This is a genomic window from Paenalcaligenes hominis, assembly GCF_041359055.1.
Classification (GTDB): domain Bacteria; phylum Pseudomonadota; class Gammaproteobacteria; order Burkholderiales; family Burkholderiaceae_B; genus Paenalcaligenes; species Paenalcaligenes hominis_A.
Genome location: NZ_JBGJKZ010000002.1, coordinates 241,134 through 264,131 on the forward strand (window position 1 = coordinate 241,134; position 22,998 = coordinate 264,131).

General features: G+C 46.5%; 22 protein-coding genes and 1 tRNA gene. 10 read left to right on the forward strand and 13 right to left on the reverse strand.

The features are described from left to right. Nucleotides 1-13 precede the first annotated feature (13 nt). The gene (selD, locus tag ACBP46_RS04990; RefSeq protein ID WP_371015643.1) at nt 14-1,072 is read left to right on the forward strand and encodes a selenide, water dikinase SelD; all 1,059 of its coding nucleotides are present in this window, start codon (nt 14-16) and stop codon (nt 1,070-1,072) included. Between the two features lie 137 nt (nt 1,073-1,209). Continuing rightward, nucleotides 1,210-1,890: a peptidoglycan DD-metalloendopeptidase family protein gene (locus tag ACBP46_RS04995; protein WP_371015644.1), complete on the forward strand. Its 681-nt coding sequence runs from the start codon at nt 1,210-1,212 to the stop codon at nt 1,888-1,890. Here ACBP46_RS04995 and ACBP46_RS05000 read toward each other — a convergent pair whose 3' ends face one another. Next, a complete protein-coding gene (locus tag ACBP46_RS05000) occupies nt 1,891-2,901 on the reverse strand; it encodes a PTS transporter subunit IIC (RefSeq protein ID WP_371015645.1) in 1,011 nt (336 codons plus the stop codon). Nucleotides 2,902-3,032: 131 nt separating this feature from the next. Between ACBP46_RS05000 and dbpA the strand changes: the two genes are divergently transcribed. Beyond that, entirely contained in the window at nt 3,033-4,418 is a 1,386-nt protein-coding gene (dbpA, locus tag ACBP46_RS05005; protein ID WP_371015646.1) for an ATP-dependent RNA helicase DbpA, read from the forward strand. Nucleotides 4,419-4,546: 128 nt separating this feature from the next. On the opposite strand, the gene ACBP46_RS05010 is transcribed toward dbpA, so the two are convergent. From ACBP46_RS05010 to bioF, 5 genes are read right to left on the reverse strand one after another with little or no spacing between them, the layout of a single operon-like run. After that, nucleotides 4,547-5,899 carry an adenosylmethionine--8-amino-7-oxononanoate transaminase gene (locus tag ACBP46_RS05010; RefSeq protein ID WP_371016051.1) on the reverse strand — a complete coding sequence of 451 codons (1,353 nt, stop codon included), beginning with the start codon at nt 5,897-5,899 and terminating at the stop codon, nt 4,547-4,549. Nucleotides 5,900-5,913: 14 nt separating this feature from the next. Then, complete coding sequence (bioD, locus tag ACBP46_RS05015) at nt 5,914-6,606, reverse strand: dethiobiotin synthase (protein WP_371015647.1); 693 nt, start codon at nt 6,604-6,606, stop codon at nt 5,914-5,916. Further along, a complete protein-coding gene (bioC, locus tag ACBP46_RS05020) occupies nt 6,603-7,382 on the reverse strand; it encodes a malonyl-ACP O-methyltransferase BioC (RefSeq protein WP_371015648.1) in 780 nt (259 codons plus the stop codon). The genes bioD and bioC overlap by 4 nt, the downstream gene beginning before the upstream one ends. Continuing rightward, nucleotides 7,375-8,076 (reverse strand): alpha/beta fold hydrolase, encoded by a 702-nt coding sequence (locus ACBP46_RS05025; RefSeq protein ID WP_371015649.1) that lies wholly within the window; start codon nt 8,074-8,076, stop codon nt 7,375-7,377. Before ACBP46_RS05025 ends, bioC begins: the two co-directional genes overlap by 8 nt. Beyond that, nucleotides 8,076-9,230 (reverse strand): 8-amino-7-oxononanoate synthase, encoded by a 1,155-nt coding sequence (bioF, locus tag ACBP46_RS05030; RefSeq protein WP_371015650.1) that lies wholly within the window; start codon nt 9,228-9,230, stop codon nt 8,076-8,078. The genes ACBP46_RS05025 and bioF overlap by 1 nt, the downstream gene beginning before the upstream one ends. 19 nt (nt 9,231-9,249) lie before the next feature. Between bioF and ACBP46_RS05035 the strand changes: the two genes are divergently transcribed. The 3 genes from ACBP46_RS05035 to ACBP46_RS05045 are packed head-to-tail and all read left to right on the forward strand — an operon-like array spanning nt 9,250 to nt 10,180. Further along, nucleotides 9,250-9,675 (forward strand): pyridoxamine 5'-phosphate oxidase family protein, encoded by a 426-nt coding sequence (locus ACBP46_RS05035; protein ID WP_371015651.1) that lies wholly within the window; start codon nt 9,250-9,252, stop codon nt 9,673-9,675. Beyond that, complete coding sequence (locus tag ACBP46_RS05040) at nt 9,618-9,743, forward strand: hypothetical protein (RefSeq protein ID WP_371016065.1); 126 nt, start codon at nt 9,618-9,620, stop codon at nt 9,741-9,743. The genes ACBP46_RS05035 and ACBP46_RS05040 overlap by 58 nt, the downstream gene beginning before the upstream one ends. A gap of 8 nt (nt 9,744-9,751) precedes the next feature. Further along, a complete protein-coding gene (locus ACBP46_RS05045) occupies nt 9,752-10,180 on the forward strand; it encodes a GNAT family N-acetyltransferase (protein WP_371015652.1) in 429 nt (142 codons plus the stop codon). Nucleotides 10,181-10,256: 76 nt separating this feature from the next. On the opposite strand, the gene ACBP46_RS05050 is transcribed toward ACBP46_RS05045, so the two are convergent. The 6 genes from ACBP46_RS05050 to ACBP46_RS05075 all read right to left on the reverse strand — a co-directional run bounded on the left by ACBP46_RS05050 (nt 10,257) and on the right by ACBP46_RS05075 (nt 17,149). Next, on the reverse strand, nt 10,257-10,874 hold the full coding sequence (locus ACBP46_RS05050; RefSeq protein ID WP_371015653.1) for a YceI family protein: 618 nt from the start codon (nt 10,872-10,874) through the stop codon (nt 10,257-10,259). A gap of 207 nt (nt 10,875-11,081) precedes the next feature. Next, on the reverse strand, nt 11,082-11,933 hold the full coding sequence (locus ACBP46_RS05055) for an ABC transporter permease (RefSeq protein ID WP_371015654.1): 852 nt from the start codon (nt 11,931-11,933) through the stop codon (nt 11,082-11,084). Beyond that, on the reverse strand, nt 11,930-13,132 hold the full coding sequence (locus ACBP46_RS05060; RefSeq protein WP_371015655.1) for a quaternary amine ABC transporter ATP-binding protein: 1,203 nt from the start codon (nt 13,130-13,132) through the stop codon (nt 11,930-11,932). Before ACBP46_RS05060 ends, ACBP46_RS05055 begins: the two co-directional genes overlap by 4 nt. Nucleotides 13,133-13,210: 78 nt before the next feature. Next, nucleotides 13,211-14,092 (reverse strand): glycine betaine ABC transporter substrate-binding protein, encoded by an 882-nt coding sequence (locus tag ACBP46_RS05065; RefSeq protein WP_371015656.1) that lies wholly within the window; start codon nt 14,090-14,092, stop codon nt 13,211-13,213. 122 nt (nt 14,093-14,214) lie between these two features. Beyond that, on the reverse strand, nt 14,215-15,591 hold the full coding sequence (gene pntB, locus ACBP46_RS05070; RefSeq protein ID WP_371015657.1) for a Re/Si-specific NAD(P)(+) transhydrogenase subunit beta: 1,377 nt from the start codon (nt 15,589-15,591) through the stop codon (nt 14,215-14,217). A 22-nt stretch (nt 15,592-15,613) separates the two neighbouring features. Then, nucleotides 15,614-17,149 carry a Re/Si-specific NAD(P)(+) transhydrogenase subunit alpha gene (locus ACBP46_RS05075; RefSeq protein ID WP_371015658.1) on the reverse strand — a complete coding sequence of 512 codons (1,536 nt, stop codon included), beginning with the start codon at nt 17,147-17,149 and terminating at the stop codon, nt 15,614-15,616. Nucleotides 17,150-17,787: 638 nt separating this feature from the next. On the opposite strand from ACBP46_RS05075, the gene ACBP46_RS05080 reads away from it, so the two are divergent. Next, on the forward strand, nt 17,788-17,997 hold the full coding sequence (locus ACBP46_RS05080; protein ID WP_371015659.1) for a hypothetical protein: 210 nt from the start codon (nt 17,788-17,790) through the stop codon (nt 17,995-17,997). 33 nt (nt 17,998-18,030) lie between these two features. Here ACBP46_RS05080 and ACBP46_RS05085 read toward each other — a convergent pair. Then, nucleotides 18,031-18,115, reverse strand: a tRNA-Leu gene (locus ACBP46_RS05085). A 130-nt stretch (nt 18,116-18,245) separates the two neighbouring features. Here ACBP46_RS05085 and rnr point away from each other — a divergent pair. The 3 genes from rnr (at nt 18,246) to ACBP46_RS05100 (ending at nt 22,838) form a co-directional block, all read left to right on the forward strand. Beyond that, nucleotides 18,246-20,711: a ribonuclease R gene (rnr, locus tag ACBP46_RS05090; protein WP_371015660.1), complete on the forward strand. Its 2,466-nt coding sequence runs from the start codon at nt 18,246-18,248 to the stop codon at nt 20,709-20,711. Nucleotides 20,712-20,734: 23 nt separating this feature from the next. Next, the gene (gene rlmB, locus ACBP46_RS05095) at nt 20,735-21,481 is read left to right on the forward strand and encodes a 23S rRNA (guanosine(2251)-2'-O)-methyltransferase RlmB (protein ID WP_371015661.1); all 747 of its coding nucleotides are present in this window, start codon (nt 20,735-20,737) and stop codon (nt 21,479-21,481) included. Between the two features lie 109 nt (nt 21,482-21,590). Further along, a complete protein-coding gene (locus ACBP46_RS05100) occupies nt 21,591-22,838 on the forward strand; it encodes a cystathionine gamma-synthase family protein (protein WP_371015662.1) in 1,248 nt (415 codons plus the stop codon). The last annotated feature ends 160 nt before the right edge of the window (nt 22,839-22,998 follow it).

Sequence of the window (22,998 nt, forward strand, 5' to 3'; positions counted from 1 at the left end):
TTCGGAGTCTTTTATGTCAAATACGTCTTCTTCACAGGCCCCTCGTTTAACGTCGCTGGCCCATGGCGGTGGTTGTGGGTGCAAAATTGCGCCAGGGGTTTTGTCTGAATTACTGGCTTCCATGCCAGCCATGTCGGTTTATCCTAATTTACTTGTAGGCACTGATACGGCCGATGATGCCGCGGTATACCGGTTAAATGACGAGCAAGCCTTAATTGCAACCACTGATTTTTTCATGCCGGTAGTGGATGATCCCTATCAATTTGGGCGCATAGCGGCAACGAATGCTTTATCAGATGTCTATGCCATGGGTGGCACGCCTATTATGGCGCTTGCTATTGTGGGTATGCCCATTAATACCTTATCCAAAGAGGCTATTGCGCAAATTCTCAAAGGTGGCGCGGACGTATGTCAAGCTGCTGGCATTCCGGTGGCTGGTGGTCATACCATTGACTCGGTTGAGCCCATATATGGTTTGGCGGCTATGGGGCTAGTGCACCCGCAGCATGTGCGTAAAAATGCCGAGGCTCGCGCAGGCGATGTATTAATTCTGACCAAAGGTTTAGGGGTTGGGGTCATGTCGGCCGCATTTAAGAAAAATGCACTTCCAGAGACTGATTACAACGCCATGATACAAAGCACGACTCAGTTAAACACACCGGGCATTAAATTAGCTCAGTGGGACGGGGTGCACGCCATGACCGATGTCACTGGTTTTGGTTTATTAGGGCATGCATGGGAAATTGCACGTGGCTCTGCACTAACGATTGAATTAAACCTAGACCAACTTCCTTGGTTACCAAACGTACGTCACTTAGCGACTCAAGGCTATGTTACTGGTGCATCACAACGCAACTGGGAGGCCTATGGTTCACATATTGAGTTAGTTGATACGATTACCGATACAGATCGGGCATTGCTGACTGATCCGCAAACCTCAGGGGGACTGCTTATTTCTTGTGCCCCAGAGCAGGCTCCTCAGATTTTACGCTATCTGCATGACGAAGGTTTTGGTTATGCTGCTCAAATCGGCCAGGTGCTAGCAGGCACACCTAAAGTTAAAGTGAAATAACCGCTTTTTTTATTAAACCCCAGAGCTTTTTATCTCTGGGGTTTTTTTTGTATTAAATTCCGTAAAATGGCTTGGTAGCTAGACTAATGTTATGGTTGAATAGGTCATTTAAAAAAGTACAACAACGAGGATAAAGAATGCGTTTTCTGTCGGTGCTTTTGCTTTGCATCTTGGTCGCTGCCTGTGGCTCTAATCCCAAAAAAACAGCAGGGGAAGGCTATTATCGCGTTGCGCGCGGTGATACGCTGACTAAAATCGCTAGACAGCATGGTCAATCCGTAAATGAAATCATGCGTGCTAATAAGATTCGTAACCCCAATCAAATCAAAGTGGGGCAGCTTTTGCGGGTAAAAGGAGGGACAGCGTCTTCTAACTCGAGTATGACAGCAGATGCCGGTAGCTCGACTGTTCAACCTACGCGTCAAACCACGGCTAAATCCGTACCTGCGCCACGACGTATTAGTCTAGTGTGGCCTACAGCGGGTAGCCATCGAAAAGGTACTGGGTCTCATTCGCAAGGGGTGTTTATCCAGGGTAGCGAAGGCCAGCCCATTAAGGCTGCCGCAGCAGGCAAGGTCATGTATGCAGGCAATGGTTTGCGTGGTTATGGCAATATGGTAATTATTAGCCACGATGCTAATTTTATTAGTGTGTATGCACATAATAAATCGCTTAACGTCAAAGAGGGCCAGTCAGTTAAACAAGGGCAAACTATTGCAACGATGGGTAGTACGGATACCACTGCAACACAGTTGTACTTTGAATTGCGCTTCAATGGTAAAGCGGTCGATGTTATCCCGCATTTGCCCTCTAAATAATTAGGTACGTAAACGTAAATCACCGGGTCGGATCCAACCGCGTTTTTGCATCCACCAACTAATGCTTAAACACACTATGGCTGGAAGTATAAAGTGCATCAAGCCTATGGCAAACCATACCGAGGGAGTTTGACCCATCGCTGCTAAGGTTCCTACTTGCCCAACAAAACCGCTGGTGCCCATGCCTGCACCAGTGGGTATGTTTTTTAGTGCAAAGACCAGTGTGCCAATCGGCGCAAGCAAGGCGGCCGTTAAAATAGGCGGAATCCAAATGAAGGGATTGCGAATAATATTTGGAAGCTGCAACATGCTTGTACCTAAACCCACACCTAATGTACCAGACGGGCCATTGTCTTTATAGCTCATAGCGGCAAAGCCTATCATTTGTGCACAACAACCTATGGTGGCAGCGCCTGCTGCTAAGCCCCCTAAATCCAAGGAAATCGCTACAGCAGCGCTCGATGTAGGGCCCGTTAGCACCATACCCATAATAACGGCAATTACAATACTCATAAAAAAGGGCTGCAACGTCATCGCCCATTCTATGGTTTGTCCTGTAGCGCGCATTAACTCTCCCAAATAAGGAGCGACCATTTGTGCTACAAATATACCGCTGATTAAAGCAGTGGCCGGCGTTACAATAATGTCGAGTGGGGTGGTTTTATGTACCAGCTTACTAAGCTCGCTGCTGATAGCAACGGCCACAAATACACCCACTGGACCACCACCTACACTGATAGCCAATGAGCCTACCATTGCACTACTAAAGATCACCATAGGTGGGGCTTGCAGACCATACGCAACCCCTACACCTATGGCGGCACCCAAGCCCGCTTGAGCTAACGTTCCCACCTCAATTAACCACGGCCAGTCCAGCCAGCCGCCTACGGTTTTTAAAATTAACCCAATGATTAATGAACTAAATAGCCCTAGGGTCATGTAGTTCATGGTTTCTATGCCATAACGCTGCAAAGAAAAAGAGATGTTTTTACGAGCTAAGAATTCGCGCATGTCTTTAAACTCATTTTGAGCATAATTAATGGAAGTGTCTTATTGTAGAGTTATAAAGAATGTTTAGGCAGCTTTAGTCGAAAGTGTAGTGAACGCGATACAATAGACCTATCAATTACTAAGGTGTTTTCATGACTGCTATGACTTCTTTTTCCCAGCTGCTTTTACAGCCGGCATTACTACAAACTGTTGATCAGCTAGGGTTTAAGCAAATGACCCCTATTCAAGCTCAAAGTCTTCCTTTAATCCTCGAAGGGGTTGATGTCATTGCGCAGGCCAAAACAGGTAGTGGCAAAACAGCGGCGTTTGGGTTGGGGGTTTTGCAGCATCTTGATCCCGATTTGTTGCAGCCTCAGGCTCTGGTTTTATGTCCTACGCGCGAACTAGCTACTCAGGTAGCCGAGGAAATGCGACGTTTGGCGCGTGGTATTCCCAATATCAAAGTGATAGTCATCACAGGTGGCACGCCCATGCAACGTCAAGTGGATTCTTTGGCTCATGGTGTTCACGTCATTGTAGGCACGCCGGGCCGAATTTTGGATCATATTGATCACCAAAGCATCGATTTGGCCACCATTAAAACCTTGGTATTGGATGAGGCTGATCGTATGATTGATATGGGCTTTTATGATGAAATGTCGCATATTGTCAGCCAGTGCCCCAGACAGCGCCAAACGCTTTTGTTCTCAGCCACCTATCCAGATAGCATAGGTAAAGACGCTACGCTTTTTGTGCAGGATGCGGTGCACGTCAAGGTGGAAAGCCAAGTCAGCGCCAACCAAATTGCGTCACATTTTTATGAAGTTGCTGAAAGCGATCGGTTTGATGCGGTTGTGAACTTGCTCAATCATTTCCAGTCTTCATCGGCCTTAGTGTTTTGCAATACCAAAGCCAATAGCGATGCGTTAACGTATTATTTGCGCAGTTTAGGTTTTAGTGCATTGGTTTTGCACGGCGACTTAGATCAACGTGATCGAGACGAGGTGTTAATTCAGTTTGCTAATCACAGTTGTACGGTATTGGTGGCTACAGATGTGGCTGCCCGTGGGTTAGATATTGCTCAGCTTCCTCTGGTGCTCAACGTAGAGCTACCCCATCAAGTGGATGTGTATGTGCATCGCATTGGGCGTACTGGCCGTATCGATCAAACTGGCATAGCACTAACGCTTTTTGATGCAGATGATAATGCTTTTATGCAAGCCTTAACCCAACGCTTTGGGCCTATTACACCCGAACCTTTACCCCGTTCTAACCAAGCAGTAACGGTGCAGTCTGCTCCAATGCGTACGCTGGTTATTGTCGGGGGCAAGCGAGATAAGTTACGTCCAGGCGATATTTTGGGTGCATTAACAGGTGACGCAGGTCTTAGCAAAGAGCAAGTCGGTAAAATCAATGTGGGGATGGTGGTCACGCATGTGGCATTAGCACAGGATGTGGCTGATCGAGCCGTTCAACGCTTGAAGCAGTCTGGAATCAAAGCGAAACGATTCAAAATGCATTTTGTGCGTAACAGCTAGATTGGGATTAAGCACAGCGAGCAAAAGGGTTTAGCTTAGCTCAGCATGTGCGTGCTATCTAACAATACTAGGCCCATGATGTTGTTTAGTCATGGGCTTTTTGGTTAAGTGGACTACGTTGTGGTTTTTTACGCGCGTACCGCAAGCTCAATACCTGCCGTGGCAATAGCGCTAAGTTGATCAATGTGGTGTGGTTCGATGCTGTAGGGCGGCATGAAATAAATCACATTACCTAAAGGGCGCAACAGAGCTCCTTGGCTTAGGGCATAATTAAACACATGCAAACCACGGCGTTCTTTCCAGTGGTAGGGGGTTTTAGTGGCTTTATCCTTAACCATTTCTATCGCCAGTATCATACCCGTTTGTCGCACCTCACCCACGTGGGGATGCTCATGCAGATGTGCTGTCGCCTTATGCATGTGTTGGGCTAGGGTTCGGTTATGAGCCAATACGTCTTGTTGTTCAAATAGGTCTAGTGTGGCAAGGGCAGCAGCGCAAGCCAAGGGGTTTCCGGTATAGGTATGTGAATGCAAAAATGCGTTCATTTTTTCGTAATCATCATAAAATGCTTGGTAGATTGTATTGGTGGTTAGCACGGCCGCTAAAGGTAAATAACCACCGGTTAAACCTTTAGACAGCACCATAAAATCAGGGCTGATATCAGCCTGCTCACAGGCAAACAGTGTTCCTGTGCGCCCCATTCCAACAGCAATTTCATCCACAATTAAATGCACGTCGTAGTGATTGCAAGCCTCGCGCAGCAACTTTAGGTAAATGGGGTCATACATACGCATGCCGGCTGCCCCCTGAACTAGCGGCTCCAGAATGACGGCGGCAATTTCATGGTGATGTTCTGCTAAAAGTGCTTCCATGGGTTGAAACATCTGCTGACTATAACTGGCCCAGTCTTGATCATCTTCTCTATGGTAGCAATCTGGGCTGGGCACTTTAAAACAATCAAAAAGCAAGGCCTTATAGGTATCTGTATATAAAGCAATATCGCCCACAGACATAGTGCCAATAGTTTCGCCATGATAGCCGTTGCTAATAGTCGCAAATCGGTTTTTTTGATGCTGACCTTTATTGCGCCAATAGTGCAAACTCATTTTAAGAGCCACTTCTATGCTAGAAGAACCATTGTCAGCATAAAAGACTCGTTCCAACCCAGAAGGGCTAAGTTGAACTAAGCGTTCTGATAGCTCAATCACAGGTTGATGGCTAAACCCTGCCAGCATAACGTGCTCAAGCGTATCCACTTGTTGTTTAATGCGTTCATTAATATACGGGTGACAGTGCCCAAACAAAGTGGTCCACCAAGAGCTAATGGCATCTAAATAGCGGTTCCCTTCAAAATCCTCCAAATAAAGCCCTTGGGCACGCCGAATAGGGATCACGGGTAAAGACTCATGGTCTTTCATTTGGGTGCAAGGGTGCCAAAGCACATTCAAATCTCTTTGCATCCATTGCGCATTGACTGACAGATAAGACATGGTAATTAGGTATTAAAAAGTAAGGAGGTATCTAAATAACTGATGACGGCAGCAGGATTGAGCTGTTCTAAATGCGGCACAATCCCTAAACACGGTGCAGTTAAACGCTGTTTTAAATAAGTGATGGTGTCATGCGCTATGGCGTCTTGATCTGGTACTAGATTAGCTACCCAGCTATGCAGAGTTAAGCCTTGCTGTTGAATAGCTTGGGCTGTAAGCAAGGCATGGTTAATGCAACCCAAGCGTATCCCCACCACTAAAATAACCGGTAGCTGTAGTGTTAGTGCTAAATCTGAAAGGCAGTGCTGGTCATTAATAGGCACATGCCAACCCCCAGCACCCTCAACCACTGTGAGTCCAGCGTGATGACTTAAAACGCGTTGCGTAGCAGTGGTAAGTGAAGACAGCTCAATTAACTGGCCGGCATATGCAGCCGCCAAATGAGGCGCAATTGCGGGCTCAAAAGTAAAAGGGTTTAGTACGTGGTAGTTAATGTTTAATGAGCACTGCTCCATTAGCTGCAACGCGTCGCTATTACGTAATCCCTCCAAGGTGGGAGCGCTTCCTGAGGCCACAGGTTTGCAGGCTAAGGTGCTTAGGCCGTGTTGTTTGGCACCATACAACAAGGCTGCCGCAATGGTGGTCTTTCCTATTTCTGTATCGGTACCGGTAATAAAATACGCTTTGGGTGTCATCATGGCTTTTGTAAGGTGATATAAAGAATGTCCCACGTTGCAGGCAGGCCATTAGGGGTGCGGTAAGACTCATAGGTTTCCAGCAGTTGTTGCCAGCGCTGACGCGCATTATGGTGATTTTTTCTACCACCATGCAGATGGTTAGCGCCTAGCTCACGTAATTCCTGACGTAGGTGCTTAACGTGCTCATAAAAGTAACGGTAGCGGTGCTGCTCTGCGGAGATAAGCTGCCAAGGGCTTTTTTGACAGAGTGAAATATAGTCGGCGTGGGTACGGAAGCGGTTGACATGTGGGTAGTCATCCACCGCCGCCCAGCTTTGTTTAAGCTCTTTTAAACTGCCTTCCAGAACGGTGCTAAAACGCATAATGCCGCCCGTACGTACACTGGCAAAACATTGCTCAAGACTCCGTGCAAAATCCAAAGACCATTGCACAGCAAGATTACTAACAATCAAATCAAAGTGATCCGAACCAAAGGGTAGTTGCTCCATATCGGCACAGATATAGGCATCGGTAGAAGTGTTTTGACGCATGAAACGCAGCATGCCTTCCGCTAAATCCACCGCCCAGTACTGGCTTTGCGGGAAGCGTTGCTGCAGTAGGGTTGTGCCATAACCCGTTCCTGCGCCTAAATCCATAATATGTGTAGCGTTTAAAAAAGAGGGCAGATTCGTAATTAAGTGCTTGCCCACTTGGCGCTGCAAGTGAGCAACGCGATCGTAGCTGGTGGCTGCAGCTGAAAAACGTTGGGCTACCGCATATTTGTATTGGCTAGACATGCTGTTCACCCAAAAAAGACTGAATGGCTAGGGCTACTTTTTCAGGGTATTGAACTGGAAAGGCATGGCTGCCAGGGATTAGCTCAGAGCGGACTTGAGGCCAACGCAGCTGAAGCTGGTGTTGAGCTTGACTCGGTACGAGCGCATCGTGCGCTGCAAATAGATGCAACTGGGGGATGCGTACTTGATCCATCGCACAATGGTTATTAAGTTGGGCTAAGGCGTCTAAGCCCCACATCAGGTGTTGGGATGTGTAGGTTGGGTCCACAAGAGAATGGGGCTGAACATCCGTACCATTAGCGCCTTGCCAGCACAGTTGTGCAAATCGTTGAAGATTGCGATCAGGTTGCGTAAATTGGCGCTTATAAAACCGCTCAAAATCTGCTTGGCTCATGCCCCAAGGCCATAAGGGGGTGGCAATAAAACTTAAATTGGCACCTAAGCATGTTACCGAGCCGTAATTGCTTTGCGCAGCTAATTGTAAAGCCAGCATGCCACCTAAAGACCAACCAATTAAATGAGTTTGTGGTGGAATGCTTTGCTCTAGGTGTGCAAGCGTATTTTCCACTGAGTCCTGTATATAGGCGGGAAGCGAAAGTACTGTGACAGTACCCAAAGGAGCTAACGCGTTGACTAGGGGTTGTACAGCAGCAGAGCTCATGGCCCAACCATTTAATAAATAAAAAGAACGCATTATTGGCTTTGTAACCGAGATAAGGTGTGTAGAAGAGCAGTAATGTGCTCTGGTTGATGCTCTGCGCATAAGCTAATTCGTAGTCTAGCGGTGTGCTCAGGAACAGTAGGGGGGCGAATTGCGCCTACTAAAAAACCTTGCGTACGCAATACGTGGGCAATACGCACTGTGGCTGCGTTATCACCTATTACAATAGGTTGAATGGGGGTTTGACTGGCTTGAGTCCTTAGGCCTAACTCAGCGGCTGTGGTTTGAAAGTGCTTGATTAAGTCTTTGAGACGAGTCCGACGCCACGCTTCTTTTTCCAGGAGCTCTACTGCAGTTAGGGTGGCGTAGGCCAAAGCGGGTGAGCTTGCTGTAGTATAAATATAGGGCCGAGCAAATTGAATTAAGTACTCAATAAGCTCTTCGGATCCAGCCACAAAGGCTCCCGCTGTACCAAGAGCTTTACCTAGTGTGCCCACCAAAATAGGCACATCGTCAACGTCAAGCTGCTCCTGTTCAATTAAACCGGCACCTTGTGCGCCTAGCACCCCTAAGCCATGCGCATCATCCACCATTAATACGGCATGATGAGCACGACTAATTTGTACTAACTCTGGAAGAGGGGCCGTGTCGCCATCCATGCTGAACACGCCATCGGTTACGATTAGGCGATGACCGTGGGCACGGCTTAAACCTTGTTTTAGATGTGTCATATCAAGGTGGTGGTAGCGCATGAAGCGACAACCCGCTAACCGTGTGCCATCTAAGAGCGATGCATGGTTTAAACGGTCGTGCAGTACGGTGTCGTTCTTTTCCATTAAGGTGCTGATAATAGCCAGATTGGCCATATAGCCATTACTGAATAGCAGTGCTTTAGGACGTTGGGTAAGCTTTGCTAAAGCCTGTTCAAGTTCTTCATGTATTTGGCTATGCCCCGAGACCAAATGTGAAGCTCCTGAGCCAGCCCCCCAACGTTTTGCTCCGATAGCCAGCGCTTGTGTGACGGCAGGGTGATGGGCAAAACCTAAATAGTCGTTTGAGCTGAAGTTAATTAGTTCTTGATGCGCGACGCGCGTTGTAATGGCTTGGGGCGAATTCAGTATAAGGCGCTGTCTACTACGTTGTTTTTGAGTTTGGGTTTGGAGTCGTTTCTGAATACGATCAAACATAATTTACATATAGAAAATAATGACACACGAGAAAAAATGGCCTGAGATCGTCCATAAATTGCTCACACAGCAACGCGTGGCTAGTCTGGCAACCGTAAACGCAAAGCATAGTCCTTTTTTATCTTTGGTTCCGTATGCAATCGATACAGAGCAAAAGTGCTTTTTGATGCATATAAGCGATTTAGCTGCACATAGCGCGAATTTAAGGCTAAATGACGAAGATGTGTCACTAATGGTAACTGAGGCTGAGCCTGAATTTGGCTCAGTTCATGACCTGGTGCGTTTAAGCATGCATGTTCATGCCCAGTTTATTGATAAAAAAACGACGCAGCAAACTTCGATCGTGCTAAAACTAGATATTGCGAGCGCTTTCCCGAGGCAGCTTTTATGTTTGATTTTGCTGATTTCCATCTGGTGCGCTTGCGTCCTCTTGAGTTGCGTTTAGTGGCTGGGTTTGGTGCAGCACGCTATTTAAATGTGACGCAGTTTGAGGAGTTGTTTGACTTGTTTTAGGGAATATTATGGCTAGTAAAGAAAAGTGCGTCGTGGGGGCGTGGTCAGATTTAAAGCAGGATGCGACAGCAGTTCGTTTTGAGGTGTTTGTCCAAGAGCAGAATGTGCCAGCAGAAATAGAGCTTGATGAGTTCGACCCGTTTTGTATTCATGCCGTAGTGTATGGGTCATTAGGCGAGCCCGTTGCTACCGGCCGTTTGTTACCTAATGCTCATATAGGGCGCATGGCTGTTAAAGCTAGCTATCGTGGTCAAGGACTAGGTGGTCAGGTGTTAATGACCTTAATGCAGGAGGCCAAAAAAAGAGGCGATAGTACGGTGTTTTTATCGGCACAGCTGCAGGCATTGGGCTTTTACAAAACCTTTGGTTTTCAGCCATTTGGTGAGATCTACCAAGACGCTAATATCGACCATCGCATGATGCGTTGTGATGTATAAGACCTTATGAAAAAACGGAGCGTTGGCTCCGTTTTTTGGTTGGGATGCTTAGTTTTGTTGATGGGTTTTCTCGTTTTCAAGGGCGAGAGTTGTCGCGCTCTGGATCAAAAATCAAATCAAAATCCACGGGTACAGTGTGTGAAATAAAAGCCAAACCAGCAATTTCTCTTAAACTAACTAGGCCTTCACTTAAATTGAACTCGTTGCCGTTGATGATAATCGGGTTAAGTGTACTGACCATAAAACGATCGTTATCGAGTGCGGTATAACGCAATGTGGTTTTTATGGGGTGAGTTTGATCTAAAATAGTCAGCTCTGCCTCTACCTCGATATCTTTAAATTGGCCTGCCTTGTGTGCGCTCAACTGTGAGGCATCTACGGCACCTTTAATGGCAATGGCTGCATACGTGGATTCCTTAAAAAGCATTTCCATCATCCGTTCATCACGTATTTCAATACCAGTAGCTAGGCCTTTAATGGGGATGGAGAGCTCAAAGGAACCGTCTTTTTTTAAGTTGCCTTGAATATGTTTAAAGCGATGAACCTCTGTAGCCGCATCGGGGCCGACCTTGGCTGCTTTAACAGAAAGAAAACTAAAATGAGATTGCTCATCATTTACTTTCCAGTCGGCCCAAGCAAATGGGCTAGTCAGTAGGCCACCTAGTAAGGCGAGTGTAGTTAGCTTTTTTTTCATGTGCTTGTCCTAGTTAGGCTATTACAACTACGTCTAAAGGGAATCAGTAGTATAAGGCATTTGCAAAAAGCGTTTGCTAGGGTCTACTTGCTGATACATTTTTCCATACTAAGTAAAAACCAATACCTTAGCAAACAGCCTCTTTAAAGCATGGAAGAGATCCTGCTTTAAAGAGGCTGTACATTTGAAGATCAGAAATTAAGACTTTTAGTCAGAAGAGCGATCTTTTTTAGGTCGTTGCAATGACTGAGTTAGTCGATCCAGAATCATAGCTAAGATCACCACGGCAATACCTGCAACAAAGCCTTCCCCAGGACGTAGGCGTTGAATAGCGCGCCATACTTCACTGCCTAGACCGTCTGCCCCAATCATGGCTGCAATAACCACCATAGACAAAGCCAACATAATCGTTTGATTAACCCCTGCCATAATAGTGGGCAAAGAGAGAGGGAGTTGGACTTTTATTAGTTTTTGCATTGGTGTGGCACCATATGCATCAGCTGCCTCGATTAAGTCTGTGGGCACCTGACGAATGCCTAATATGGTAAGACGAATAGCAGGTGGCATAGAGAAAATCACCGTGGCAAAAATTGCGGAAACGGAGCCAATGCCAAAAAACGGTATAGCAGGGATGAGATAAACAAAAGCAGGCATGGTCTGCATAAAATCCAACAAAGGCATCACTAGCCGATAAAGCCGGTTGGATAAGGCCGCAACTATACCTATAGGTAGGGCAATACAGACCGCCACCAACGTGGCAAATACAACTAAGGTTAAGGTTTGTATGGTGGGCATCCATAACCCTAAATTCCAGATCAACCCTAAACCTAATACCGAGCCTAAAGCTAAGCGCCAACCAGAGGCGCGCCAGCACAGTAGTGCTACCAATGCAATCAGCAACCACTCTGGCACAAAAAGTAAGCCATCATTTAAATGATCTAAGGCATTTTCTGTGAAGCGGGCAATGCTGCGTGTCACGCCAGCGAAGTGGGAAGTAAGAAAATTTAGTGCGGAATCAATCCATGCACTTAAAGGAAGCGATGGGATAGTAGACATCATAACGGCTCTCCGGCTTTAGCAAGTTCATCTAAGACGGCACCTTTGACAATAACGCCCAAGAGTTGGCGTTGATCATTGAGTACAGCCAGAGGAATGCTGCGGTCACCAAATAAACCAAAAATAGAACTTAAAGGCTCATCGGGGCTAACCGTAAGCACATCAGTAGAAATGTAGTTTTCAATGCTGCTAGCTCCATCGCGTAGAGCTGTTTTTAATGCCGCGCTATCAATTAGACCTACTAAGCGACGATCTCGTTGCAGTACAAAGAGCATTTCCACGTCGTTATCACGCATTTTGCGCGCCGTGGTATGGGGGCCATCCGATGGGCGTGCCGTGGCGCGCACTGGACGCATAGCACAACTGGCACTTAGGATGCGGGTTTTATCCACCCCTTCAATAAAGCGGGCTACGTATTCATCAGCCGGTTGCGTTAGAATTTCTTCCGGTGTGCCTTGCTGCACAATCTCACCGTCTTTTAGCAAAATAATACGGTCGCCTATATTTAGCGCTTCATCTAAATCGTGGGTAATAAAAATAGTGGTTTTTTTCGTTCGGTACTGAAGCTCTTGCAGCTCTTGCTGCATGTCTTTACGAATTAAGGGGTCCAAAGCGGAAAAAGCTTCATCCATCAGTAGTACGCCGCCATCGTTGGCGATAGCGCGTGCAATACCTACGCGCTGTTGCATGCCACCTGAAAGTTGATTGGGATAAGCGTTAGCCCAATTTTCTAAGCCCACTTGTTGGAGGGTGTTTTGCGCAATTGCTGTGCGCTCGCTTTTGGCGATGCCACGGATTTCTAAACCGAACTCTACATTCTCTAAAACGGTACGGTGCGGAAATAAGGCAAAATTTTGGAACACCATAGAAAAAAAACGTCTACGCATTTCAAGTAGTTTTTTCTCTGGGGCTTGCGTGATTTCTTCTTCATCGATAAAGATTTGGCCTGTAGATGGCTCAATTAATCGATTTAAGCAGCGAATTAAGGTGGATTTGCCCGAGCCAGAGAGGCCCATAATGACAAGTAGTTCACCTTCGTACACATCAAAGTTGATGTTATACAGACCTAAGGTTTGGCCTGTTTTTTCGAGAATTTCAGGTCGCTTTAGACCTTGTTGGCGTAATTCCAGTGCTCGTTTTGGGTGTGAGCCAAAAACTTTACTGAGGTTACGCACTTTAATTTTAATTTTTTGATCGTTCATCAGACACAAATAGGGTGCGTAAGTCTGAGGTTACGATACAGCCTATCTATACCGTAACCTCAGTCATAGAGGGACAGATTATTCAGAAGCCAACCATTTTTCTAGCTTCTCGGGGTGATCTTCAACCCATTTTTTGGCATTGGCATAAGGATCGCTATTAGGCTCTTCGTTCATGAGCATAATTTCACCCATATCGTCGGGAGTCCATTCGAACTGATCCAAAATAGCGTAAGCAGCCGGCTGATCTTCTTTTAGGCCTTTGCGTGCAATGGTATGAATTTGCTCAGCACCGCCGTAAACATTTTTTGGGTCTTCTAGGTATTTGAGATCCCAGCGAGCAAACATCCAGTGTGGAGTCCAACCTGTTACTACGATGTCCTCATTGTTTTTAATGGCATTCGCTAACGCCGCAGTCATGGTGGCGTCGCTACCATCACGTAGTCGTAGTTTGAGCTTGTAGTCTTTGACGACTTGTTCAGTGAGACTTTGCAGGCCTGCACCTGGGTCAATGCCGATAATTTCACGATTAAAGTCACTGGCTTTGGTGTTTAGGTCTTCGATAGTTGTGGCTTCCGTATAGGCAGGAACCACTAAGCCTAGCTTGGTGCCGTCTAAATTGGGCCCTAAGTCGTCAATTTGGTCTTTAAGCTGTTCATAATAGTCCGCATGCGTTGTGGGCAGCCAAGCGGCCAAGGTAGCATCAGCATCGCCGGTAGCAATAGCTTGCCAAACGGCAGCGGCAGATAATGAGCTCATCTTTACATCAAAGCCGGCTTTTTCTAAGAGCACACGCATGACATTCGTAGAAGCAACCTCGGAAGACCACTCGACATAAGCCAGATGGACACTGCCCTTGGCATCAGCCCCATGGGCTATACCAGAGCTTATTAGTCCAAGACCAAATAGGGTGGCAGCACTAACTTGACGTAAGCGTTGCGTAAAAATAGTTATGGGATACATGATTATTCCTGTAATAATTCGTGATCGAATGATTAGCGTTGTTAAACCTTAACATGCTGACCTAGATAAAAAAAGCCCTTTGCTCCTGAGAGCAAAGGGCTTCTGTCAGTCAGTTTTATGCTTTAGAGCGCTTTCTGAATGCTTTCTAGGGTAGCTTTGGCATCCCCAAAACACATGAAACTGTTCTCGTTAAAAAATAATGGGTTTTGTACGCCGGCGTAGCCAGAACTCATTGAGCGTTTAAATACAATCACGTTTTGAGCTTCCCAAACATGCAATACAGGCATGCCCGCAATGGGGCTGTTTGGGTCTGTGGCAGCCGCTGGGTTAACGGTATCATTGGCTCCAATAACTAAAACCAAATCGGTTTCGGCAAAATCATCATTGATTTCATCCATTTCAAGCACAATGTCATAGGGAACTTTGGCCTCAGCCAATAAAACGTTCATGTGCCCAGGCAAACGCCCCGCAACAGGATGAATTCCAAAACGAACCTGAATACCTTGGCGACGTAAACTGTCTGTGATTTCTGCCACGGTATTTTGCGCATGAGCTACTGCCATGCCGTAACCAGGAGTGATGATGACTGATTTGGCATTTTTAAGCATATCAGCGACATCTGCAGGCTGGATCTCACGGTGTTCGCCCTCGATGTCCGCGCTGGCGCTAGAACTACCATCGGAACCAAAACCGCCGGCAATCACAGAAATGAATGAGCGGTTCATGGCCTGACACATAATGTACGACAAAATGGCCCCGGATGAACCTACCAAAGCACCGGTTACGATCAGCAAGTCGTTTTCCAGCATAAAACCTGCCGCCGCAGCCGCCCAACCTGAATATGAGTTCAGCATGGACACCACGACGGGCATGTCAGCGCCACCGATTGCTGCGACCAAATGCCAGCCAAATGCAAAAGCAATCAGTGTCATCAGGAATAAAGCAACCACAGAGCCATCGGCTTTCATAAACCAACTAAGCAGTAGGGCGGCTAAAATCAACGCAGCCAAGTTCAAACCGTGTTTAAAAGGCAGCTGTAAAGGTTTGCTTGAGATTTTGCCATTGAGTTTGCCAAAAGCCACTAAGGAGCCAGTAAAAGTAATGGCACCAATAAACACACCCACAAATACTTCTACTAAATGGATGGTATGCATTTCCGGCAGGACGGTATGGGCATTAAAGTAGCTGTTGTAACCCACCAGTACGGCAGCCATACCGACAAAACTATGCAGTAAGGCAATCAGCTCTGGCATTTCGGTCATCTCGACACGTTTGGCTTTATAAATACCAATGACAGCACCGATCAGCATAGCAATAATGATCCAAGAGAAGCCGGATGCATTGTCACTAAAAATAGTAGCTATTAAAGCAATAGCCATTCCGGCAATACCAAATAAATTGCCGTTTTTAGCAGATTCTTGGCGTGATAAGCCTGCCAAGCTAAGAATAAATAACACCGCAGCAATAATATAAGCCGCTGTGACTAAACCATGAGACATAATAGGTAAACTCCAGTGCTTATTAGCTGTCTTTGCGGAACATTTTCAGCATACGTCGTGTAACATAGAAGCCGCCAAAAATATTAATACTAGCGATCAAAATAGCAATAAAAGCCAATACAGAGACAAAACCGTTGCCTTGGCCGATTTGCAAAAGGGCTCCCACGATAATAATGCCAGAGATAGCGTTTGTGACAGACATCAAAGGAGTGTGTAAAGAGTGCGTGACATTCCACACCACGTAATAACCAACCACACACGATAAAACAAACACAATCATGTGGTTTAAAAATGCGGCAGGCGCATTGGCTCCTAACCATAAGAACAGCAAAACCAGTATCCCAATAGGAATGCACTTTTTCCAAAGCGGCATGGGTTTGGCTGGTATTTTTTCTATTTTAGGTTGGGGAGTGGCTTTAGGTGCAGCGGAAACCTGTATGGCAGGAGGCGGGTACATAAGGTTGCCATCATGTGTCACCATCATGTTGCGTACAATGGTATCGTCTTGGTTAAGTTCTAAAACCCCATCCTTATTAGGAGTTAGCAACTTAGCTAGGTTCACTAAGTTAGTTGAATACAGCTGCGACGATTGCCCAGGTAAACGGTTTACCAAATCGGTATAACCAATGACTTTTACACCATTAGAAGTAGTGATCATTTGACCGGGTACGGTGTACTCACAGTTACCCCCCGTAGGAGCTGCCAAATCCACAATGACAGAACCGGGCTTCATGCTGTCGACCATTTCTTTAGTGATCAGCACAGGGGCTTTTTTGCCTGGAATGGCAGCAGTCGTAATGATGATATCGACTTGTTTGGCCTGCTGCGCAAACAGTTTCATCTCTGCCGCAATAAACTCATCGCTCATGGTCGTGGCATAGCCATCGCCAGCGCCTGTGGTTTGTACAGGAAAGTCTAGCTTTAGAAACTCACCGCCCATAGACTGGATTTGTTCAGCGACTTCTAAGCGAGTATCGAATGCTTTAACAATAGCACCCAGCTGCATTGCCGCGCCAATAGCAGATAAACCTGCTACACCCGCACCAATGACCAATACCTCAGCGGCAGGAACGCGACCGGCGGCCGTAATTTGTCCTGTGAAAAAACGACCAAACTCGCTAGCCGCTTCGACCACTGCTCGGTATCCACTGATATTAGCCATAGACGACAACGCATCCATCGCTTGGGCACGCGATAAGCGTGGCACCATATCCATGGCTAGTGTAGTCACATTTTTAGCTTGCAACGCAGTGATGAGTTCAGTTTGAGCCGCTGGCCATATAAAACTCACTAAGACAGTATTTGCTTGCAGTTGAGTCACTTCATCTAGTTGAGGTGGGTTAACTTTAAACACCATCTCACAAGACCACGCCGTAGCCGTGTCAACTACCGTTGCACCTGCATTGATATACGTCTGATCATCAAAATAAGCCAATTGACCTGCATGATGCTCAATGTAGACCTCATAACCTAGTTTAATGAGTTGTTCGACGGTTTTTGGGGTAGCCGCTACCCGTGTTTCACCGGGTAGTGTCTCCTTGGGAATACCAATCCTCATTTTTTGCCCTTTAATTTTAAAATAAACAAATGTAAAAAATTATTTTCGATGTATTGTGCGTTGCAGCAAGTTGTTCTTGTTGTCTTGTAGACTAAATCATATAAGTCTATAGATGTAATGTGGGTCTGATTTACGTATAAATACGAGCGTTTTCCCGCGCCAATTGGTGGCAAAGCACAACAAACAGACCATTGTGTCTGCATTAAGATAACAATTTATGGCCTGACGCTCTGTAAAGGGGGTAAACAGAAGTGACACGGTTAGCGCTGCTGGCTAAGTGTGTCAGCATGGAATGATGCGGCACAGAATTCAGGGTAAAAACTCTGTGAATCATTCTCAATGAACACACAGTACAGCAAAATAAAACCTGATAAGGGCTCAATTACGTTTGCCATACTGCAAAAAGCTAATAATTCTACCCATGAAAAAATGCTTTTGCAAAAACACGCGTTAAAGGCACTCATTTATCTTTGCAACTATAGCTCGACTTGTCGGCTTGCATTTAAGCCTAGCAGCAATGAAGCCGGCCTAAGACCTAGCCTAAGTAAAAGAAAAGAGGGTGGCGCGCTCCGGTCGTCTGGTGTCTTATTAAGGGCGTTGTTACCATAAGAACGATAAAACCTGACTGGAGCTCTAGATTGACATATAGTAAGCTTGAATTAGATGCAAAGTGGGTAATGTGTACCGTGTGCCGATTAAGTCAAATGGGTTGGCTGCTCGGTGCGTTTCTAGGAATGATTCTTCGCCTTGAGGCAAACCCTAGCCTAAACAACAGCGACCAGACTTTTGGTTTTGCTTTTGTTTATTTAGATGTAAAAGCTAAAACCAAGAAACCGGTGTTCCGTTAGGTTTTTTGTTTTACGAGGAAGATAAGAGAAAGATGGTGCCCAGAAAAGGATTTGAACCTTCACACCTTGCGGTACACGGACCTGAACCGTGCGCGTCTACCAATTCCGCCACCTGGGCATATCGTTGTATGCTATGTGTTAGGCAGTAAAAAACTGTCGTAGTATTTACTGCTAGCTAAGTAAATAGCGTTAAAATAAGCAGTAAAGAAAAAATTATAAACTTACCTTTTTCAAAATGGAAGTCCCCTTTGACCAAAAAAAACACTACTCCTAATCATGATCTGGACGAGGGTTTGGACCGCTATGATTTACCCCCCGACTTTGACCCTTACGTCCCAAGTCGTGAAGACATATTAAGCTGCTTACGCGACCAATCTAAAGCGGTTTCTCTAGAGCAATTAGCTCAGCAATTACATATTGCTTATCCATTATCATTAGGGGCAGAGAAACGCATAATGGCGATGGTGCGTGACGAGCAACTTTTGCTGGACGCGAAACAGCGCGTCAAACTCAACCAGACCACGCGCTTTATCTCCGGGCGCGTTCAAGGCCATCGTGACGGTTTTGGCTTTTTAATCCGCGACGATAAACAAGGGCCGGATTTATTTCTGTCACCCAATGAAATGACGCGTGTCCTGCATGGGGATCGCGTATTGGTTCGTCACAATGGTGAATACCGTGGCAAGCCCGAGGCGTCTATTGTCGAGGTACTAGAGCGTTCTACCAATCGTCTAGTGGGGCGTTTGCACCAAGAACACGGTATTTTTACGGTCGCTCCCGAAGACCAGCGTATTAAGCACGATATCTTTATTGCGCCTGCAGACATAGCGCAAGCCCGTCCCGGGCAAGTCGTTACCGTTGAAATTACCAGACAACCTGCCCGTCATTTGCAGCCCCAAGGCCGTATTATCGAGGTGTTGGGGGAAATAGATGACCCAGGTATGGAAATTGAAATTGCGGTGCGTAAATTTGATGTGCCGCTCGACTTCTCTCAAGCCACTTTAAAGCAAGCCGCGAAAATCCCTCAGCAAGTCAAACCCGCTGATTTCCAAGGGCGTATGGACTTACGTGACTTGGCTTTTATTACTATTGATGGCGAGGATGCACGAGATTTCGATGACGCAGTGTATTGCGAAGAAATAAATATTGGGCGTGGTAAAACCTATCGCAAGGGTTGGCGCTTGTTGGTAGCTATTGCTGATGTCAGTCACTATGTGAAACCCAAAGATCCTCTTGACGAAGACGCCTTCGAGCGTGGGACCAGTGTGTATTTTCCACGTCGCGTCATTCCCATGCTGCCCGAAGCGCTTTCCAATGGTATTTGTTCGCTTAACCCCGGAGAGGACCGTTTAGCTTTGGTCTGCGATATGGTTGTTGCGGGTGAGGGCGCACGCGCAGGCAAAGTGACGGCTTACCAGTTTTATCCTGCTGTGATTCATTCACATGCACGCACCACTTATACGCAAATTTGGGATGCCCTACAACAACCGTCGGGTCCAGCTGCCCACCATTTGGCTGATCTTTACCCTATGGTTCAGAGCAGCTATGAGCTCTTCACCTTGCTACATGCCCAACGTAAAGAGCGGGGGGCGATTGATTTTGATACCGTTGAAACCAAAATTGTATGCAATGATCTAGGTCGTATTGAGCGTATCGAGCCGTTGGTGCGTAATGATGCCCATAAGCTTATCGAGGAGTTCATGCTAGCGGCAAACACCTGCGCTGCTGACTTCATGACACGCCATAAACGCTTTGGTTTATACCGTGTGCACGAAGGGCCCACGGTAGAAAAACTTCACACTTTCAAAGAGTATTTACGTACTCTTGGTTTGCAGCTTGAAGGCGGGGATGAGCCGACTACTGCTGATTTTGCGCGTGTGATCGAGCAAGCTAAAGGGCGTACCGACTTTGAAATTATCCAGACCATGTGTTTGCGCTCTTTACAGCAGGCTATTTACAGTCCGGATAATAGTGGGCACTTTGGTTTGGCTTACCCACTTTATACCCACTTCACTTCACCCATTCGACGCTACCCGGATTTGCTTACCCATCGTGTTATCAAGAGCATTTTAAAAGCAAAGCGTTATGTGCCAGACCTGCCTCCCGAGGAAGGGGATGAGCTTCTAACACGCAATCAACGTGAGCACTCTTTATGGGAGCGCCTAGGCATTGTGCTCTCAGCGCGTGAGCGGCGTGCAGATGAAGCCTCTTACGATGTGCAGGCCTGGTTGAAGTGTTATTTCATGAAAGACCATGTGGGCGAGGTGTATGGTGGCAAAATTACTGGGGTTGCTCCGTTTGGTATTTTTATCACGCTGGACTCGCTTTACGTCGAGGGTATGGTGCATATCTCAGAGCTAGGGTCTGATTATTTTCATTTCAATGAAGCCACACATGATTTGCGTGGTGAGCGTACTGGCATACGTTACAAATTAACGGATGCGGTACAGGTCCAAGTCGCTCGGGTTAACCTAGAAACGCGTAAAATAGATTTTCGTTTAATTGAAGGCACAAGCTTTAAAAAACTGACTAAACCCAAAGAGGATGAAAGATCCGGTCGTAGTCATAAAAAAGCAGCCTCAACTAAACCTAAAGAGCTAAAAGGAACCGCCAGCGAGCGTCGTGCTGCGGCGCGCAAAGCAGCGCGTAAAGCCGCTATCGAAGAACAGGCGGCCACACGTAAAGCGAAATTAAAAAAACGTTCGCGTCGTTAAGATTATTTAAATAGGAAAGTTATATGTCATTGCAAATGCTAGCGGGCTTTCATGCGGTACAGGCTCGTATTCGTCATGCGGCAGATACCATCAAAGAACTCTATGTAGAAAATGCCAGACGTGACAAGCGAATGCAAAACTTTATTGCTCAAGCCGAACAGGCCGGCTTGCGTTTGCTCTTTGTAGAAAAACAGCGCTTAGACGCAATGGCTAAAGGCGTCAAACACCAAGGCCTGATTGCGATGGCTACTGAAGTTACACTGGCTTTAGATATTGATGATTTGCTTGACGAGCTAGAAGACGCAGGGGTTAAGCCTTTGTTGCTTATTTTAGATAGTGTGACAGACCCCCATAATTTAGGCGCGTGTTTGCGTACTGCCGATGCGGCCGGAGCCCATGCCGTCATCGCACCCAAGGACCGTGCGGTTGGATTAAACGCTACCGTGCGCCGCGTGGCATGCGGGGCAGCCGAGACATTACCGTATATAACGGTTACCAACTTAGCGCGCACCATGCGTCAATTGCGTGAACGCGATATTTGGTTAGTGGGCACGGATGACCAAGCGCAGGAATCAATTCATCAGGTCGATGGACACCGCGGCATGGCATGGGTCATGGGGGCCGAAGGCGAGGGCATGCGTCGCCTGACTAGGGAAACTTGTGATGAGCTGGTTAGTATTCCCATGCTTGGCTCGGTCGAGAGTTTGAATGTGAGCGTAGCCAGTGCCGTTTGTTTATACGAGACATTACGCCAACGTCAAACCGTCTAATATAACTAAATTATCTAGATCTGGCATTTAAGTCCAGGTCGAATCACAGCATAATCACTAAGGCGACGTCAGTCGCTTCTTGTGTTGTCAGTATCCTCTTAGGTTCATTATGAAAAAAAATGGTTTTACTACTGCCTTAGTGCATGCGGATCGTCGAGCGGGTGTGGAATACGGTGCAGTCCATCAGCCTTTGCACCCCTCTTCAGAGTATGCTTACACTGATGCAAGAGAATTGGCTGCTGTTTTTCAAGGCAAGCCAGGGTTTAGCTATGCGCGTCAGGGCACACCCACTACTGCGGCCTTAGAAAGAAAAATTACCCAAATGGAACAAGGCACTGGCAGTGTAAGCTTTGCCTCAGGAATGGCGGCTATTCATGCCACTTTTTTTACCTTGTTGCGTCAAGGCGATCACCTAATATGCAGCAAATATATTTTTGGCAACACCAACAGTATGTTGGGTACATTGCAGCAGCTAGGTGTAGAGGTAACTCTGGTTGACGCCACAGATGTTCAGTATGTAAAGGCCGCTTTGCAGCCGAATACACGGATGGTGTTTAGTGAAACCATTGCTAACCCAAGCACGCTGTTGGCAGACTTACAAGGTATAGGCGAATGGTGTGCAGAGCAAAATCTACTGTTCGTGATTGATAATACTTTAAGTACGCCTTGGTTAGCGCCTGCTAAAAAATTTAAAGCAGGCTTAGCCATCAATTCGCTCTCTAAAGCCATTGGGGGTCACGGCCATGCCTTAGGGGGTACGGTCACAGATACAGGGTTATTCGACTGGGCTAGCTACCCTAATATTTTTGATTCGTACCGAACGGGCAACCCTCAAGGGTGGGGGTTAACCCAGATCAAGAAAAAAGGTCTACGTGATATGGGTGCTGCTATGTCGTCAGACACCGCGCACCGATTAGCTATTGGGGCCGAGACGCTATCTTTAAGGCTGAAGCAGTCCTGTCATAATGCATTAAGCTTGGCGCGTTTTCTTGAAACCCAAGCTGCTGTGGTGCAGGTGCATTACCCAGGTTTAGCGCATCATCCTCAACACCAACGCGCTACAGACTATTTTGGTGATTGCTATGGGGGCTTGCTTAGCGTAGAGCTGCATGCAGATATTGATGTATTTGATTTTCTGAATCAACTACAGGTTTTTGTTTTATCTACGCATCTAGGGGATAATCGTAGTTTGGTGTTACCAGTGGCGCACACCATTTATTATGAAATGGGGCCAGAGCAACGTGCCCTAATGGGGATTGCTGATAACTTATTACGTATCTCCATTGGTATCGAAGACACTCAAGACTTGATCCAAGACTTTGATCAGGCGCTAAAGCAATTCAAGCTTAATTCATAATTGACAGTTTTTTTGCTCTGTCAAGAGTTCACAAGAGCCTGTTTAAATGTTAAAAACACTGTATTAATGCGGCTTTCAGCGTGTTTTTGCTTGACATGAACAGCAAATCTAGGCTTAATACCGCATGATTGTGTAATTGCTCTGTTATGCTTAATAGCTG

Excerpts from the sequence above, each read along its gene's own strand:
- rlmB (WP_371015661.1), top strand. The coding sequence starts at position 20,735 with ATGTCATTGCAAATGCTAGCGGGCTTTCATGCGGTACAGGCTCGTATT.
- ACBP46_RS05075 (WP_371015658.1), bottom strand. The coding sequence starts at position 17,149 with ATGAGGATTGGTATTCCCAAGGAGACACTACCCGGTGAAACACGGGTA.
- bioF (WP_371015650.1), bottom strand. The coding sequence starts at position 9,230 with ATGTTTGATCGTATTCAGAAACGACTCCAAACCCAAACTCAAAAACAA.
- bioD (WP_371015647.1), bottom strand. The coding sequence starts at position 6,606 with ATGATGACACCCAAAGCGTATTTTATTACCGGTACCGATACAGAAATA.
- bioC (WP_371015648.1), bottom strand. The coding sequence starts at position 7,382 with ATGTCTAGCCAATACAAATATGCGGTAGCCCAACGTTTTTCAGCTGCA.
- selD (WP_371015643.1), top strand. The coding sequence starts at position 14 with ATGTCAAATACGTCTTCTTCACAGGCCCCTCGTTTAACGTCGCTGGCC.
- ACBP46_RS05025 (WP_371015649.1), bottom strand. The coding sequence starts at position 8,076 with ATGCGTTCTTTTTATTTATTAAATGGTTGGGCCATGAGCTCTGCTGCT.
- ACBP46_RS05065 (WP_371015656.1), bottom strand. The coding sequence starts at position 14,092 with ATGTATCCCATAACTATTTTTACGCAACGCTTACGTCAAGTTAGTGCT.
- ACBP46_RS04995 (WP_371015644.1), top strand. The coding sequence starts at position 1,210 with ATGCGTTTTCTGTCGGTGCTTTTGCTTTGCATCTTGGTCGCTGCCTGT.
- ACBP46_RS05000 (WP_371015645.1), bottom strand. The coding sequence starts at position 2,901 with ATGCGCGAATTCTTAGCTCGTAAAAACATCTCTTTTTCTTTGCAGCGT.
- ACBP46_RS05045 (WP_371015652.1), top strand. The coding sequence starts at position 9,752 with ATGGCTAGTAAAGAAAAGTGCGTCGTGGGGGCGTGGTCAGATTTAAAG.
- ACBP46_RS05050 (WP_371015653.1), bottom strand. The coding sequence starts at position 10,874 with ATGAAAAAAAAGCTAACTACACTCGCCTTACTAGGTGGCCTACTGACT.
- pntB (WP_371015657.1), bottom strand. The coding sequence starts at position 15,591 with ATGTCTCATGGTTTAGTCACAGCGGCTTATATTATTGCTGCGGTGTTA.
- dbpA (WP_371015646.1), top strand. The coding sequence starts at position 3,033 with ATGACTGCTATGACTTCTTTTTCCCAGCTGCTTTTACAGCCGGCATTA.
- ACBP46_RS05060 (WP_371015655.1), bottom strand. The coding sequence starts at position 13,132 with ATGAACGATCAAAAAATTAAAATTAAAGTGCGTAACCTCAGTAAAGTT.
- ACBP46_RS05055 (WP_371015654.1), bottom strand. The coding sequence starts at position 11,933 with ATGATGTCTACTATCCCATCGCTTCCTTTAAGTGCATGGATTGATTCC.
- ACBP46_RS05035 (WP_371015651.1), top strand. The coding sequence starts at position 9,250 with ATGACACACGAGAAAAAATGGCCTGAGATCGTCCATAAATTGCTCACA.
- ACBP46_RS05100 (WP_371015662.1), top strand. The coding sequence starts at position 21,591 with ATGAAAAAAAATGGTTTTACTACTGCCTTAGTGCATGCGGATCGTCGA.
- ACBP46_RS05040 (WP_371016065.1), top strand. The coding sequence starts at position 9,618 with ATGTTTGATTTTGCTGATTTCCATCTGGTGCGCTTGCGTCCTCTTGAG.